General features: G+C 48.3%; 13 protein-coding genes. 8 read left to right on the plus strand and 5 right to left on the minus strand.

All coding sequences use genetic code 11. The features are described from left to right. The coding region (locus tag VIM87_RS28160; RefSeq protein ID WP_332000208.1) for a glycoside hydrolase family 88 protein at positions 1-1,208 on the plus strand (1,208 nt) is incomplete at its 5' end. 1 nt (position 1,209) lies between these two features. Here the strand turns inward: VIM87_RS28160 and VIM87_RS28165 are convergent. Both VIM87_RS28165 and VIM87_RS28170 read right to left on the minus strand, forming a co-directional pair. Next, positions 1,210-2,067 carry a DMT family transporter gene (locus VIM87_RS28165; RefSeq protein ID WP_332000209.1) on the minus strand — a complete coding sequence of 286 codons (858 nt, stop codon included), beginning with the start codon at positions 2,065-2,067 and terminating at the stop codon, positions 1,210-1,212. 15 nt (positions 2,068-2,082) lie between these two features. Then, positions 2,083-3,777, minus strand: coding sequence for a GH39 family glycosyl hydrolase (locus VIM87_RS28170; protein ID WP_332000210.1), 1,695 nt, complete (start codon positions 3,775-3,777; stop codon positions 2,083-2,085). An 89-nt stretch (positions 3,778-3,866) separates the two neighbouring features. Between VIM87_RS28170 and VIM87_RS28175 the strand changes: the two genes are divergently transcribed. Then, entirely contained in the window at positions 3,867-5,330 is a 1,464-nt protein-coding gene (locus VIM87_RS28175) for a M28 family metallopeptidase (protein ID WP_332000211.1), read from the plus strand. A gap of 1 nt (position 5,331) precedes the next feature. Here VIM87_RS28175 and VIM87_RS28180 read toward each other — a convergent pair whose 3' ends face one another. Further along, positions 5,332-5,703 (minus strand): winged helix-turn-helix transcriptional regulator, encoded by a 372-nt coding sequence (locus VIM87_RS28180; RefSeq protein WP_217604169.1) that lies wholly within the window; start codon positions 5,701-5,703, stop codon positions 5,332-5,334. An 80-nt stretch (positions 5,704-5,783) separates the two neighbouring features. Here VIM87_RS28180 and VIM87_RS28185 point away from each other — a divergent pair, with 80 nt between their 5' ends. Beyond that, positions 5,784-6,602 (plus strand): SDR family oxidoreductase, encoded by an 819-nt coding sequence (locus VIM87_RS28185; protein WP_332000212.1) that lies wholly within the window; start codon positions 5,784-5,786, stop codon positions 6,600-6,602. On the opposite strand, the gene VIM87_RS28190 is transcribed toward VIM87_RS28185, so the two are convergent. Beyond that, positions 6,595-7,455 carry a hypothetical protein gene (locus VIM87_RS28190; protein ID WP_332000213.1) on the minus strand — a complete coding sequence of 287 codons (861 nt, stop codon included), beginning with the start codon at positions 7,453-7,455 and terminating at the stop codon, positions 6,595-6,597. The two genes, VIM87_RS28185 and VIM87_RS28190, sit on opposite strands and share 8 nt — an antisense overlap. Before the next feature lie 207 nt (positions 7,456-7,662). On the opposite strand from VIM87_RS28190, the gene VIM87_RS28195 reads away from it, so the two are divergent. Then, positions 7,663-8,898, plus strand: coding sequence for a hypothetical protein (locus VIM87_RS28195; protein WP_332000214.1), 1,236 nt, complete (start codon positions 7,663-7,665; stop codon positions 8,896-8,898). 6 nt (positions 8,899-8,904) lie between these two features. On the opposite strand, the gene VIM87_RS28200 is transcribed toward VIM87_RS28195, so the two are convergent. Continuing rightward, positions 8,905-10,107, minus strand: a complete 1,203-nt coding sequence (locus tag VIM87_RS28200; RefSeq protein ID WP_332000215.1) for a DUF1343 domain-containing protein — start codon at positions 10,105-10,107, stop codon at positions 8,905-8,907. 152 nt (positions 10,108-10,259) lie between these two features. On the opposite strand from VIM87_RS28200, the gene VIM87_RS28205 reads away from it, so the two are divergent. From VIM87_RS28205 to VIM87_RS28220, 4 genes are all read left to right on the plus strand, one after another. Next, on the plus strand, positions 10,260-11,399 hold the full coding sequence (locus VIM87_RS28205; RefSeq protein ID WP_332000216.1) for a VCBS repeat-containing protein: 1,140 nt from the start codon (positions 10,260-10,262) through the stop codon (positions 11,397-11,399). Between the two features lie 75 nt (positions 11,400-11,474). Further along, the gene (locus tag VIM87_RS28210; RefSeq protein ID WP_332000217.1) at positions 11,475-12,569 is read left to right on the plus strand and encodes a suppressor of fused domain protein; all 1,095 of its coding nucleotides are present in this window, start codon (positions 11,475-11,477) and stop codon (positions 12,567-12,569) included. Positions 12,570-12,725: 156 nt separating this feature from the next. Then, complete coding sequence (locus VIM87_RS28215; RefSeq protein WP_332000218.1) at positions 12,726-13,940, plus strand: CehA/McbA family metallohydrolase; 1,215 nt, start codon at positions 12,726-12,728, stop codon at positions 13,938-13,940. Between the two features lie 162 nt (positions 13,941-14,102). Next, entirely contained in the window at positions 14,103-14,483 is a 381-nt protein-coding gene (locus tag VIM87_RS28220) for a hypothetical protein (protein ID WP_332000219.1), read from the plus strand. The last annotated feature ends 499 nt before the right edge of the window (positions 14,484-14,982 follow it).

Genomic DNA, 14,982 nt, shown 5'->3' on the forward strand with positions numbered 1-14,982 from the left:
CCGCAGATCAGGTAAAGCAGGTGCTGTACCGCATTTATCATTATTTAGATACGGTTACACCACCGCAGCTGGTGGACAAAGTTTCCGGGCAGCCGGTAAAAGACTTTGCTGCTGTAAATGAAAATACCACCTGGCAGCAGGGAGCTTTTCGCCTTACCAGCTATGAATGGGGCGTTACCTACTGCGGTATGTTGCTGGCCGGTGAAGCTACCGGCGATACGCTCTTTACCGCCTACACGAAAAAACGCCTGCACTTTATTGCAGATGCGCAACCGGCTTTCAGCAAATTATACCGGCAACCCGGTAACAATGCCAATCCGCTGCGGGCCGTACTTTTTCCCCATGCCCTGGATGATGCCGGCGCTATGTGCGCCGCAGTAGTTAAAACGCTGCGCACCGGCGGCCAGGCTAATTTGCGGCCCCTGGCAGATCATTATATTGATTACATATCCCATAAAGAATTTCGCCTGCCGGATGGTACCCTGGCCCGCAACCGCCCCCAGAAAAATACCCTCTGGCTGGATGATCTGTATATGAGCGTACCGGCCCTGGCGCAAATGGGCAAGCTTACCGGCCAGCGTGCTTATTTTGATGATGCAGTAAAGCAGGTGCTGCAATTTTCCCAACGCATGTTCAATAAAGAAAAGGGCTTGTATATGCATGGCTGGGTACAGGGTATGGATGTACATCCGCAATTTCACTGGGGCCGCGCCAACGGCTGGGCCTTTCTGGCTATGACAGAGCTGCTGGAAGTGCTGCCGGATACCCATCCCGGCAAACCTGCAGTGCTGGCACAGTTCCAGGCACTGGCAAAAGGGCTGTCCGGCTACCAGACCGGCCAGGGTTTCTGGCATCAGCTGCTGGACCGTAATGATTCTTACCTGGAAACTTCTGCTACGGCTATTTATGCATACTGTTATGCACGCGGTATTAATAAAGGCTGGCTGAATGCCATGGCCTATGGGCCGGCAGCATTACTGGCCTGGAATGCGGTAGCCACCAAAGTAAATGATAAGGGGCAGGTAGAAGGTACCTGCGTAGGCACCGGTATGGCTTTTGACCCGGCATTTTATTATTACCGCCCGGTAAATGTGTATGCCGCGCATGGCTACGGACCGGTATTGCTGGCCGGCGCCGAAGTATTGAACCTGTTAAAACATTTTCCGTTTGTGATCAACGATAGCTCTCTGCAAATAGATCAGAAATAAATCAGCCTATTGCCAGTAATACAATGCCCGCCAGTATTACTACGGCAGCCACTATACGTTTTTTTGCATCTGCTTCTTTCAGCAGGTTGGTGCCAAAGAACACGCCTACCACAATGCTTAGCTCACGCGCCGGGGCCACATACGTAATGGGCGTGGTTTTTAGCGCTATCAGCACCAGCAGGTAAGAGAGGGGTTGAAAAATGGCTACCATTATTACCTGCTTCCAGTGCCGGCGGGCTTCTTCTGCAACCTCCTGCCGCCGTTTAAGCATTACCGGTATTAACAATAATAAGGGCAGCAGCATAGAGGCAAAGGTGATGAACAGGGCCGATACATGATAATCCACCACCGCTGCTTTATCCCATAACGTGTACATGGCTATGAATAAGCCTGTGAGCAAACCATATTGTAAGCCGGTGGCCACCCGCGTATTCTTTGTTACTTTAAAACCCGTCATTACAATTACGCCTGCAATGATCAGGCAAATGCCGGTAATAGCCAACAGGCCTGGTTTTTCATGGAACAGCAGCACGGCGCCCGTTACGGAGAACAGCGGCCCGGCGCCCCGTGCTACGGGGTATACTACAGAGAGGTCTGCTTTGCGGTAACCGGTTTGCAGCAGCACAAAATATAACAGGTGCAGGATAGCGCTTACCAGTGCAAAGATCAATACGGTTTGCGTCCAGGTAAACCGCACAGGCGAAGATTGCAGCCAAAGGAAGGGTAAACAAATAATACTGGCTGCCAGCGATACCAGCCAGAAAAATGGCAGCTTGCCATTCACCTGTTTGGTGATCAGGTTCCAGGCAGCGTGTAATACCGCTGCAATAACAACCAGTAATAATGCCTGAATGCTCATAGGTACAAGCTGCTTTTACCAGGAAAGCTGGAATAAAGATACGGCCTGCCGTGGTAGCTGCAGGCGCACTACCGCTGCGCCGTTATTAACAGGCAGTGTTTCCGGGTCGCCTGTAACCTGCAGCTGTCCTGTTTTTTCCAGCGTTGTTATTTGTTCCGGCGTAGGCTGCCGGGGCGATCCCATTTGTTTCCAGGCTTCATAGGCATTACTGTGGGCGGCATCAATACTGTATTGCTGCAGCTGCACTTTATTGGCCGTTATGCCCTGAATAGTAATGCTAACAGGGGTAGGCGGCGCGGAGCTGTTATTGTCATGATAGTTCCAGACCATTATGGCAGCCGTGCGCGCATCCTTTGTTGCCAGGGCGTTAATATCCGGTTGCGGGCCACGCACGCTGGAATCTTTTATTTTAATATAGTCATATGCCAGTGTACCGCTAACGGCTACACGATTACCCTGCATTTTGCCAAACATACGGAATACGTTTAGCACCGGCTTATCTACGCCATTGGTGGCCAGGTCACGGAAACCGGCAAACCAGGGCTGGTTCTCAAACTCAAAAGCCCAGGTAACAGCGCCGGCCAGGTTTACGCCACGGGCCGCTGCCAGCTCATATTTGCGGGCAAAGGAAGCCGCTGTGTAGCTGCTGTACATGGTGCCGTTGCGGTAGGCATTTTCCGGATGATATTTTTCAGAACAGGCGGCACAGCCTTCCGGGTCTGATTCGCCAATGATAATGGGCAAATGTTTCAGCGTGGGATAGGAGGCTACTATTTCAAAACCTTTATCAATATCACGTAGCTGTGTGCCCATGTTCATTTGCACTACGCCATTTACCAGCTTGGGCGCGCCTTTGGCGTGAAAGGTGATAACATCCAGCGGGGAGCCGGTTTTACCGGTTACATAATTGGTTCCGCTCACCACATGGTCCAGGAAGGCTTTCAGGAAATCGGCTGCATCTTTCCAGTTAGGGCCGGTTACTTCGGGGCCGCCTATACGTGCAGTGGGCAATGCGCGTTTTACCGCATCGGCCGTGTAGTCATATAGCTTAATGTATTCTTCTGTAGTACCTTTCCAGTAGCTGATGTTAGGCTCATTCCATAATTCCCAGTACCAGCTTTCCACTTCTTTTTTTCCATAACGTGCCACGCAATGCTGTACCCAGGTATATACCAGCGTTGCAAATTTTTTATAGTCTTTAGGAGGGTAGGCCCAGCCGGTGAAAATTTCGTCGTACGGATGGTCCGGCTGCCAGTGATGCCGGTAAGGCTCCGGCTTTACAGACAATGCCTGCGGCATAAACCCGATCTGTGCCACTGGTTTCATACCGCGTTTTATAAAGGTATCAAATATGCGGTCGGTGATGGTCCAGTCATATACAGGATTGCCATTTTTATCTTCCGTATAGGCGTTGGTAGAACCCCATTTTAAAGCAGCCTCGCCATCGCCGGTCACTAAAAGGCTGTGTACTCTTACATACACCGGCACTTTGCTTAGCTGCGAAATTTCGGTGAGCAGCTTTTGCCCGTCTTTCATGTAGGTATAGTTGGGCTCATCATAGCCAAACCAGGCCCAGATGGGCGTCATAGGGCCTTTGGGCTGGTCCAGGTGTACCTGTATGGCTACAGTATCCTGCGCCAGGCAGCGAAAGCCAATGCCGGTAAGCACAAGTAATAACAGTATGGAACGAACGGAAGCTGATTGGGTCATACGCACAATTTTATGTGATCCTCTTAAAGATACGGTTTGAAGAAAATAAAACGGAATGTATTATTTTTATCTACTAAATAAGTAGACTAATGAAAACCGCTTCCAGTTTTGTTATGATGTTGCTGCTCACAGCTGGTACCGTATTGGCGCAGGTGAAGAAAGATCCTATACAGGCATCTGATCTTAAACGGGACCTGTACCGCATGGCAGATGATTATTTCCGCGGCCGGGAAGCCGGTACGCTGGATGAGCTGAAAGCCTCCGTATGGCTGGCAGAAGAGGCACGTAAAGCAGGGCTGGAGCCGGCCGGGGAGGATGGTACTTATTTTCAGTTCTTTCCTTTAATACGCGAGCGGGTAAGCACGCGCAGCACCATTAGCATCGGCAGCCGTTCCTTTGTGCTGTGGAAAGATGCTATTGTGTATGAACCTTCTTTTGCAGCGGTGCATGCGCCGCTGGTGTATGTGGATGATCCGGCTACAGTTTCGGATGCTGCGGTGAACGGTAAAGTAGTGGCCCTGCAGTTCTCAGATAAAGGTATTAATGATCCGCGGGTACATGTGCCTATGCGGTATGGCGCTATCGTTATCAGCTTCTGGGCTAAAAAGCTGGCTGCTAAAGGCGTTAAGGCCATCGTATTTGTGTCTGATGACCTGGCAGATAAGGTTTGGGCACGGGGTTCCGAATACGCCAACAGGGGCTCTTACCAGATAGAGGGCAGCCTTTTTCACCGGCAGCTGCTGAATGGTATTCCCATCATCTGGCTAAAAAAGGAAGCGCTGGACCTGGTGCGTACGCCTAACCAGCAGGTAGATGCGCAGATCTTTTCTGAGAATTTCACCTACCCTTCTGTGAATGTAGTGGCTAAAGTAAAAGGCAGTGATCCAAAGCTGGCCAATGAGTATGTGCTGTTCAGCGGCCACCAGGATCATGATGGGGTACGTAATATTACACCGGGTAAAGATTCTATTTTCAACGGAGCCGATGATAATGCTACGGTAAGCGTAGCGCTGCTGGCCATTGGCCGCGCGTTCCATCAGAAGCCGGGCAGGCGTTCCGCCTTATTTGTATGGCATGGGGCAGAGGAGCGGGGATTGTTTGGCTCCACCTGGTTTGCAGATCATCCTTTGGTGCCGCGGGAAGCTATTGTAGCCGTATTAAACGGGGATATGATCGGTAATAATGCACCGGATAGCGCTGCTTTGCTGGGTGTAGTACCGCCACACCGCAGCTCGGCCGACCTGGTGAATATTGCCTTGCATGAAAATGAAAAAGGTCCCCGCTTTAAGCTGGATACTGCCTGGGATAAAGCCTCGCACCCTGAGGGCTGGTATTTCCGCAGCGATCATTTCCCTTATGCTAAAAAGAATATTCCTGCTTTATTCTTCAGCTCTTTGCCGCATCCCCTGTACCATACGCCGGGCGATGAAGCAGCCAGCATCAACATAGAAAAGCTTACTAAGATCACCCGCTGGATGTATGCCACCGGTTTTGCGGTAGCCAACGCAGCGCAACGCCCGCGGCTGGAACCTGGTTTTCAGTTAGAGCGGTAAGCTATCCTTTACCGGTTATTTTCTTTTTGTGCTTTTTGCCCCAGTCTATCATAGCTAATATAATAGGGCCAAAGGTTTTGCAGTAATCCGTGCTTTCATATTCCACACTCACGGGTATATCTGCATACACCGTGCGGGTAATAAGTTTATTCAGCTCCATTTCCTTTAGCTCCCTTGACAGCATACGGGTGGTAATGCCCGGAATGCTGCGCTGTATATCGCGGAAGCGCTTGTTGCCATTACAAATGGAGTTAATAATAGGCAGCCTCCATTTACCGCCTATTACATAAATAGTATCCTGCAGGGCCTGCACTTCCTCCGGCTGGCTACGGGGGAAGGATAAGATCTTTTTTGCCTGTTTTTCTAAATGCATACCTGGTATACTCTGTTATACTGGTTACAAAGTTATACCAATTGCGCCGGATATTTGCACTGTATTTAAACAAACAGAAAATGAGCAAAACAATTTTTATTACCGGCACCAGTACCGGTTTAGGTAAATTAACGGCCATCTATTTTGCCAAACAGGGCTGGCAGGTAGCGGCCACCATGCGCAGCCCGGAAAAGGAAACAGTATTAACTGCCTATCCCAATATCAGGATCTTTAAGCTGGATGTTACAGATGTAACACAGGTACAATCGGCTACGGAAGCGGCTATTGCTGCATTCGGGAAAATTGATGTAGTGGTGAACAATGCAGGGGTAGGCATTTACGGCCCGCTGGAATTTGCAACGGATGCTGTTATTGATCAGCAGTTTGCCGTAAATGTGCATGGCCCCATTAACGTGATCCGCGCTTTCCTGCCACATTTCAGGGCCAATAAGGGCGGCATGTTCATTAATATCAGCTCTTTTATGGGGGTAACTACCGCGGTGCCCACCGGCTCTTTATACAACATGTCCAAGTTTGCGCTGGAAGGTTTAACGGAAGGCTTGTACTATGAGCTAAAACCCTTCAACATTCAGCTGCGGCTCATAGAACAGGGTGGCTCCAGCGGTAACAATTTTAAGGAGAATGTGGTATGGACCACCCATCCTACTATTACGGATTATGATCCCATTGTGAATAAAGTGAAAGCCCTGATGGAACATGCCGATCCTTCTGTGCTGGATGATCCGCAAGTGATCGTAGACGAGATCTATGCCCTGGCTGCCGGCAAAAGCCGGCAGTTCAGGACATTGATCGGTAACATGGGTAAGAGCCTGATGGCTATGCGCAACAGCTTACCCATTGAGGAATACCTGGAAAAGATAGCCGCTAATTTTAATTAGACTGCGGTTTGTGGAACCGTACCCAATAAATGTGGCATTCTTTTTCGCTGGTGCCTTGTGTATAGAAAAGGTATTTGTTATCCGGCGTAACATATTGCCCCCAGCGGTGTGCGGTACCATTGTTAATGAGTGGCCCCATACTTTCAGGTGTGCTCCAGCTGCCGTCCTTTTGCCGGTAGCTGATATACAGCTCGCATTCAAAGTCCTTCGTTTCTTTGGCGCTGATAATGATATAGGATTCATCTCTTGCAATAAAAAAATCCCCGTCAAAGCCGGGTGTGTTTAAAGGCGCGCCCAGGCTTTGAATGGTGGTATCTTTGGCCGACATGGTGAATTTGCAGAAATCATAGGTGCTCCAGTCTTTCCTGCTTCCCTGGTTCCCGTTACTGCCCACGTAAAAAGCGCCGCTTTGCACCGGCATAAAATCATAAAGCCCATATTCTTTTTTCAGGTACAATTCCGGTTTGCTCCAGCCCTTGCCTTTACGCTTCGATTGCCATACCTCTCCGCTGTTTAGCTGCAGGTATAAAGTATTGTCATCTAATGAGAAGGTAGGTGCGTAATACTGGTCCGTTAAAACAAAGGGGCCTTTCCACTGGCGATCGGTATACTTAAAGTATTTGATCTTGTTAGTACCGGCGCTGAACCATTTCAGCGCATTACAATAATAAAACTCCTTCCCGTCTGCCGACCAGGCTACCCGGTCCATTGCAATGCCGGTATCGGGCAGCAGGTTAGGTGCAAAGATCTTAGGTGTATCACCCGGTGGCGTTTGTCCGAGGTAGGCATGGGCGCTGTTCCAGAAATCAGCTTGCGCCCGGCATACCAGGGTGGTGGTCAGTAATAGTAACACAGCAATCATAAAGTGTTTGTACATAGTTAAACAGGTTGAGGGTGAATGATAAACCAAAAAAAGATTGTAACTTTTTGCGAAAGGAACTGTATTGTTGTTCAAAGCTATCACAGGTGCAAAACAGGTGCAATTCACGGATGGTACAAGTTTTTTCAAGTTTTATCACACTGATTTCCAATGCCGGCAGATATAGATAAATTGTTGCGTATGATTGAGCACAAGCTCGATTGGGGTGATAGTACGGCCTGGCAAAGCAGGGATTTTGAAAATCTGCAGCAGCTGATCCTGGACGAAACAGGGGTATCCCTTAGCGCCAGCACTTTAAGAAGGGTGTGGGGCCGTGTTACCTATAACAGCCTGCCCAGCACCACTACGCTGGATACGCTGGCCCGTTTTGCCGGTACGGCGAACTGGCGGCAGTTTATAAAGGAACATACGGATCATAATAACACTGCAGCACCGGCAGAACCCTTGCCTGTACCTAAACCGGCTAAGCGGCAACCCGCCAGGCTGGTATGGATGTTAGCGGCAAGTGTAATGATCTCCCTTACGTTGCTGGGTATTTTTGCATTAAAGAAAACACCGCCGCCGGTTAAAAAAAGTGATTATCGTTTTGCAGTAAAGCCGGTTACCCGCAGTATTCCCAACTCGGTTATTTTTACGTACGATGCGGTTGCTGCACCTACAGATTCCGTTTACATTCAGCAATCCTGGGATATACGCAGAAGAACTTTAGTAAGTAAGAACCAGCATACCCATACCTCTGTTTATTATGAACCGGGTTTTTACCTGGCCAAGCTGGTGGCTAATAACCAGGTGGTAAAAGAAATACCCTTACTGATCCCAACTGATGGATGGCTGGCTGCTATAAGTAAAACACCTGTGCCGGTTTATTTGCCTGCAGCCGGTTTCATGAATAAATCCATGTTACGCTTACCGGCAGAAGCGGTTACTGCGCATAATATGCCATTGCAGCCGGATGCACCGGATATATGTTTTTATAACGTAGGCAATTTTAACCCGGTTCCCCTGTCGGAATTTACTTTTAGCGTTCGTGTAAAAAATGAGTACAGGGAGGGTGCGGCAGCCTGCCAGTTCACAACCATTACGCTGGTCACGGACGATTCGCCGATCGTCATTCCCCTGTCTGCCAAAGGCTGTGTATCTGAAATAGGTTTGTTAAGTGTAGACCAGATGGTATCCGGTAAACAGGCCGACCTGTCTGGTTTTGGGGCAGATTTTTCAGATTGGGTACAGATAGGCTGTAAAAGTGTTGGTAAAGCGCTTGAATATAACGTGAACGGGAGAACGGTATACACCTGTGCGCTGCCTGAAAGGCCGGTGCATATTGTAGGCATGATCTACCGTTTCAAGGGCGCCGGCGCAGTAAAGGATATCAATCTCTATCAACAGGATAAACCCGTGTTCCGCGCATTTTTTTAACATTTACTATTCAGGGTACAGCAAATATTTTTTTCGCATGGTCTTATATGCGGAGAGCTGGGGCTCCCAGCTTTTGCGTATCTCTGCTTCCGATTTACCGGCTATGATCTGCTGTTTAAAAAGAGTAGTACCGGCCAGCTTATCTATATTGCCCATTTGTTTGCTCTGGCTCATATCAAAGAATTTTCCTTTGAAGGGATAAGCTTTGTACATTTCTATCATCCACTGAATATTCACTTTGCCGCTGTTGCGGAGGGCCGTCATATCATACTGCCGCAGGTCCAGGCCGTAACAAACTTTATCCTGGTGCAAAGGTGTTTCCGACATGCCGGGTATGCTTACCGGCGTAAAGGAAAAAGTATATTTCCCTTTCAGGTCAGGATTGCCCAGCACTGTAAAAGGCATATGGGTACCGCGACCCTGGCTGATGATGGTGCCTTCAAACAAACACAGTGACGGATAGAGCAGTATGGATTGCTGTGTGTTTAAATTAGGCGATGGCGCCACCGGTAAAGTATAATCCATGTGATGAGCATAGTGCTTTACGGTGATCACTTTTATTTTACATTTTTGTTTGCCTGGCAACCATCCTTCGCCGTTGATCATTTGCGCAAATTCACCAATGGTCATGCCGTGTGTAATGGGGATAGGGAATTTGCCAATGCCGGACGTAAGCTTCATATCCAGCACAGGCCCGTCTACATACCCATTGGGATTGGGCCGGTCCAGGATCAGCAGCTCTTTATTATTTTCAGCGCAGGCTTCCATAATATCCGCCAGCTTATTAATATAGGTATAAAAACGGCAGCCCACATCCTGTACATCAAAGATCATGATGTCTATGCCGGCCATATCTTTTGCCGAAGGTTTTCTTTTCTGGCCATATAAAGAAATTACCGGGATCCCGGTAGCCGGGTCAATTTCATCGCCTACCTTGGCGCCATTGCTGGCATTGCCACGAAAGCCGTGCTCAGGGCCAAAGATCACTTTAATATTTACACCTAAGGCATGTAAGCTGTCTGCAATTGACCGGTTGCCAATGATAGAGGTTGTATTGGCCAGCATGCCTACCCGTTTGCCTTTCAGGTAAGGCAGGTAAGCTGCTGTTTGGTCCGCGCCGGTAATGATAGTGCCTGGTTTCACTGGTTTACCAGCCGGCAAAAAGGAAAAGCAAAATGGCAAAAGGATCAGCGTAATAAACTTCCACATGGTTATGTCGCAGTTGTTGTTGTTACAAGGTAATTATTTTACCGGCTATATTTAGGTGCTTGCTAATCTTTTAGGTAGTAATAGACATTGCGGGATTATTGTTTTATTTTAAGGTACTCATTAGCTCTATTATGCAGAAAATAATTCCACATATGGTTACCGCCTTCCTGCTGCTGGCCGTTCTCCCCATTTGCCGGGGACAGCAATCGCCTAAAGCGGTCACTTTCAAAAAACATGTTATTAATCCCGTGTTTGTATCAGAAGGGGCGGCCACCGGCGATGTAAATAATGATGGCCGCACAGATATACTGGCCGGCAATTACTGGTATGAAGCGCCCGGCTGGCAATCACACCTGCTGCATGCAGACACCTTGCACCCGGTACCGGGCTACAGCACTACCTTCCTGAATTTTTGTATGGATGTGAATAATGATGGCTGGGCAGACCTCATCCGGTTTGACCAGCCTGGCGGTGTATGTGTGTGGTATGAAAATCCAAAGACTAATAACAAGCTTTGGCCTTCGCACATGATCTTACCATCTGCGGGTATTGAAACCCCGCTTTTTGCAGATGTAGATAAGGACGGCAGGAATGACCTGATCTGCAATGATACATTGGCCAAACAGGTTATCTGGCTGAAATCGCCGGTAGGCAAGGGTGACACGCTCTGGCAGCGCCATATCGTCAGCAGCGATCCTGCAAGGGGTACGCATCGCTATACGCACGGGTTGGGCTGGGGAGATGTGAATAAGGATGGCCGTAATGATGTGATCATTAAAAGCGGCTGGTGGGAATCACCTGCAGATGTAAAACAGGCTGACTGGACTTTCCATCCTGCTGATCTTGGAAAAGACTGCGCCAATATGTTTGTGCTGGATGCAGATGGTGATGGTGATATGGATGTGATCAGCTCTTCCGCGCATGATTATGGTATTTGGTGGCATGAGCAGCAAGCCGCCGGTAAATGGATCACCCATGATATCGATACCTCATTTTCTCAATCACATGCCATGGCCATGGCAGATATTAACCAGGATGGCCACCCCGACCTCATCACGGGCAAACGCTATTTTGCACATAACGGGCATGATCCCGGCGAATATGAGCCGGCCGTATTATATTGGTTTGAGTACATTCCAGGCAAAACCCCGCGCTGGATCCCGCATGAGATCGATAACAATTCCGGCATCGGCAATAGCTTTGTGGTAACGGATATGAATAAAGATGGGCTCCTGGATATTGTGGTGAGCAATAAGAAAGGCGTATACTTTTTTGAGCAGGTAAGCAAGTAGGGTAATAGTATATGCGTTTACGGTGGGTAAAAAATAATTTGTAGTTTGCTGCGCAAATCAAACCATTTTCACAAGATGAATAGCCCTGAAGTATTATTAGAACAAGCTAATAACCGCGGCACTTTGCATGCAGTAGTAGAGCAGGATGACCGTACCGCCTATTTTTATATTTACCCTGCAGCGCAATTTTCCGAACGTTATAATATAAGAGCCTGTTGGCTGCGCAACCTGCAGCCCGCGCCTGAGGAGCGGGATAACGCGGCCATGGAAGAGGGAAGGGCGCCGCTGCTGGAGGCACAGTATTGTAAACATCCGCAAGGCGCCGAACCTTTGCAGGCAGAGTATGTAAACATCATGTGGAATGAAGAAGATGATGGGGCTACCGTGTTTTACCAGGATGAGCCTATGGCCATTATTCCCGGATGGAGCCTCTATTCCGACCAACGTGCTTGTTATACATTGGACTGTAGTGCTATAGTTGAGGACAGGGGTATTTTTCCGTTAACCGCACCCGCGTTATATGACCGGCTGCAAAAAACATCGGCTTTCTGGGATAAGTGGGGAGATGAGAATAGCAATCCCTGGCCGCCCATCCAGCAACAGTTCCTGGATGCGTACGAAGCGCAGCTGGGAAGCTCACTGCAATATTATGCTATAGATCAGCAGCAGTGGCCGCCCATGGCATTAGCCAGGTTTGAAAAAGATGATATTGTATATTTTATGAGCCTGGGTGTAAGCATCCGGCCTATGCCCTGGGTAGAGCTGTTGTATAATGACCAGGCAGCAGGTTTCAGAAGAATGGAGCTGGGCCTTGCCGTTAGTAAAAAAGATTATACAGAAGAGCAGATCATGAACATGGCGCAGGCAGTATCTGGTATGGCAGATAGCCCCTGGCGCAACCTGACCTGGCTGGGAGAAGGGCATACTATTAGCTCCTCCGGCCTGCCCGCAGGGTTTGATAGTTTTATTCTTTCATCCGCGCTGTATAAAGGCCCGGCCATAGACCTGCCATCCATGGAAGGCGACCGTGTAAATCTTTACTGGGCTTGCCCCATAACACTGGCGGAAAGAGAAAGTGCACATAGCAAAGCTAATGGTGGTTATGAGCTGCTGGAAAAAATGATCGGCGCTGGTATCACGCATATTGTTACAAAAAGAAAAGGGTTATAGAACGTTTTTATAATCATAAAGCCGCAAACACTGAACAGGTGTTTGCGGCTTTTGTATTTTGTTGATGCAAATTTAACATGGCCGGTGTTTGGTGGCTTATAACTTTGCGGCGCACAATTTTGCTGCGGGATCTTTTAACTCAATAATAATTTTGATATGATGTTCAGGAATAACAGCATGCTTGCAGGTATGGTTTATACCGGCATGCTGATGGGGTGTATAAGCAGTGCTGCGCTGGCGCAGTCGGGCCATAGTAATCCATGGGCGCCTACGGTCATTAATACAATGCCGCCTGTAGCCAGCCTCACTAATGGGGTGTGGCTAAAGGGCGATCTTCACGTACACTCCCGGCATAGTAAGGAATCGTCGAATAACTCTGTTGCAAAGATCATCGCGTTTTCTAAGTCTGTTGGTATAGATTATATCTGCATCACGGACCATGATAACCATGTTGAGGGTGATGTTGCGAACAACACCTGGGCTGATCCTGAGTTTAAGTCGGATTCGGTGCTGCTGCTGTATGGTGCCGAATGGACAACCACCCGCGGCCACGGCAATGCATTTTCCGCCAAGCCGTACGATCACCAACGGCTCTACGATGTTCGTGATCAGCGCGATGTGGTAATAGGGGCTGTAAAGAAACAGCTGGGGATCCATTTGTCGGCCAACCATCCGAGCGGGAAAGATCATTTTGGATACTCCTATGATATCATTGAATCTATTGAGGTATGGAATTCTGCGATCTGGTCAAAGAATGAAAATGCGATCATGATCTGGGATGATATGCTGTCATCAGGCCGCAAGTTAACCGGCAGGGGAGGAAGCGATGCGCATCATGGTACGCCGGATACACCTGACAAGGCAACAAAGAACAGTGTGCAGGCAAAGGCCAACTATGTAGGCACTCCAACAACCTGGGTATTTGCCACAGCACGGACTCCGCAGGCAGTGGTGGATGCGCTCACAAATGGCCGGGTGGCTGTTAGCGCAAACCCATACGCGCCCCGCGTTGAATTTTATGCGGACCTGGATCAGGATGGTAAGATGGATATGATGATGGGCGATAACGTTAAATCAACAGGTAAGGCTGTGAAGTTCCGTGTTCAGCTGGCAGGAAATACTGTTGCGGAGGGTGCTTATACCATCAGCATTGTGAAGAACGGTAATAAGTTCGATTCCTTAAAAGTCACCGGTAAAGCTCCCGTTGCTGAGTTCACGGACACGCCGGCTGCACTGGGCCGTACTTATTACCGCGTTACGGTAGAAGGCCCGGCAACACCCTATCCGCAAGTGCCGGCATCAATGGCATTGAGCGGTAATATGGTGGGGCTGTCGAACCCGATCTATTTTAATTTTGATCCGAATTTTTGAGGATGGAGTGAGCTTAAATTTGATACACAAGGAAAAAGCTTTGAGCATTTATGCCCGGAGCTTTTTCCTTTTTATAGCACGAAAGAGTGAATACAGGGGCCGTTTTATACGTTATATTTAATATGACATTCCCATACGTTGTTAACATTAAACCCATACGACATGCAAGATCCAATGATCACCCCTGTTGCACCTATGCCCGCAACCGAACCTGCTCAGCACAGTATTTATGAGATCTCCCGGGAAACCGCTGTAAAATGGCGCCGGAACTGGGAAGCCGACCTGGCAGCTGCCAACACCCCTAATTATGTTCGTTCTTACCGGATTGATGCCGCGGAGCTGGAAGAGATATTGCGTATCCCCGGAATGAAATATGTGCGCGTTTATTTTGGCCGCGCAGAACGTGGGCACCATGACAGGATGATACTTGTTGCTGCAGATGTGAATGGCAAAGATATGGTGCATGGTGACGGTGCTAAATTCTTTGATTTTACTACACCAAGACCTCCTTTTGATGAAGGTGAAACAACGGTTTGGTGGTAAGAAAAGAAGGAGGGTGTTAGCCCTCCTTTTTCAATTTGAAATTGAAAACAACGGAAACATAGAATTGTACGAAGATTTACCAGCACTTAACTATTTATCCATCGCGGATGTGTTAATTTCATGATTAATACAAAGACGTGTGCAATGGAGAATAATCAGATTATTATTTATCAGACTGAAGATGGGGAGACATCCATCGATGTAACAATTGATCAGGAAACAGTTTGGTTATCCCAAAGTCAGATGATTGAATTGTTCCAAAGCAGCAAGCAAAACATCAGTTTGCATATAAATAACATATTTAACGAAGGGGAACTCATGAGGAAAACAACTGTCAAGGAATCCTTGACAGTTCAAAATGAGGGAAAAAGAGCGGTTAAACGGTGGCAGCAGCTTGTTCGGCAATGAAAAGGATGAATCTTTTCAGAGCTCTATTGCAACCATCTATCAGTCTTTCGGAGGGCGCGAGCTCTATCCGAGCATTGAAGAAAAAGCAGCT

The sequence above is a fragment of the Chitinophaga sp. genome (assembly GCF_036569125.1).
Taxonomy (GTDB): domain Bacteria; phylum Bacteroidota; class Bacteroidia; order Chitinophagales; family Chitinophagaceae; genus Chitinophaga.

Excerpts from the sequence above, each read along its gene's own strand:
- VIM87_RS28165 (WP_332000209.1), bottom strand. The coding sequence starts at position 2,067 with ATGAGCATTCAGGCATTATTACTGGTTGTTATTGCAGCGGTATTACAC.
- VIM87_RS28170 (WP_332000210.1), bottom strand. The coding sequence starts at position 3,777 with ATGACCCAATCAGCTTCCGTTCGTTCCATACTGTTATTACTTGTGCTT.
- VIM87_RS28175 (WP_332000211.1), top strand. The coding sequence starts at position 3,867 with ATGAAAACCGCTTCCAGTTTTGTTATGATGTTGCTGCTCACAGCTGGT.
- VIM87_RS28180 (WP_217604169.1), bottom strand. The coding sequence starts at position 5,703 with ATGCATTTAGAAAAACAGGCAAAAAAGATCTTATCCTTCCCCCGTAGC.
- VIM87_RS28185 (WP_332000212.1), top strand. The coding sequence starts at position 5,784 with ATGAGCAAAACAATTTTTATTACCGGCACCAGTACCGGTTTAGGTAAA.
- VIM87_RS28195 (WP_332000214.1), top strand. The coding sequence starts at position 7,663 with ATGATTGAGCACAAGCTCGATTGGGGTGATAGTACGGCCTGGCAAAGC.
- VIM87_RS28200 (WP_332000215.1), bottom strand. The coding sequence starts at position 10,107 with ATGTGGAAGTTTATTACGCTGATCCTTTTGCCATTTTGCTTTTCCTTT.
- VIM87_RS28205 (WP_332000216.1), top strand. The coding sequence starts at position 10,260 with ATGGTTACCGCCTTCCTGCTGCTGGCCGTTCTCCCCATTTGCCGGGGA.
- VIM87_RS28210 (WP_332000217.1), top strand. The coding sequence starts at position 11,475 with ATGAATAGCCCTGAAGTATTATTAGAACAAGCTAATAACCGCGGCACT.
- VIM87_RS28215 (WP_332000218.1), top strand. The coding sequence starts at position 12,726 with ATGATGTTCAGGAATAACAGCATGCTTGCAGGTATGGTTTATACCGGC.
- VIM87_RS28220 (WP_332000219.1), top strand. The coding sequence starts at position 14,103 with ATGCAAGATCCAATGATCACCCCTGTTGCACCTATGCCCGCAACCGAA.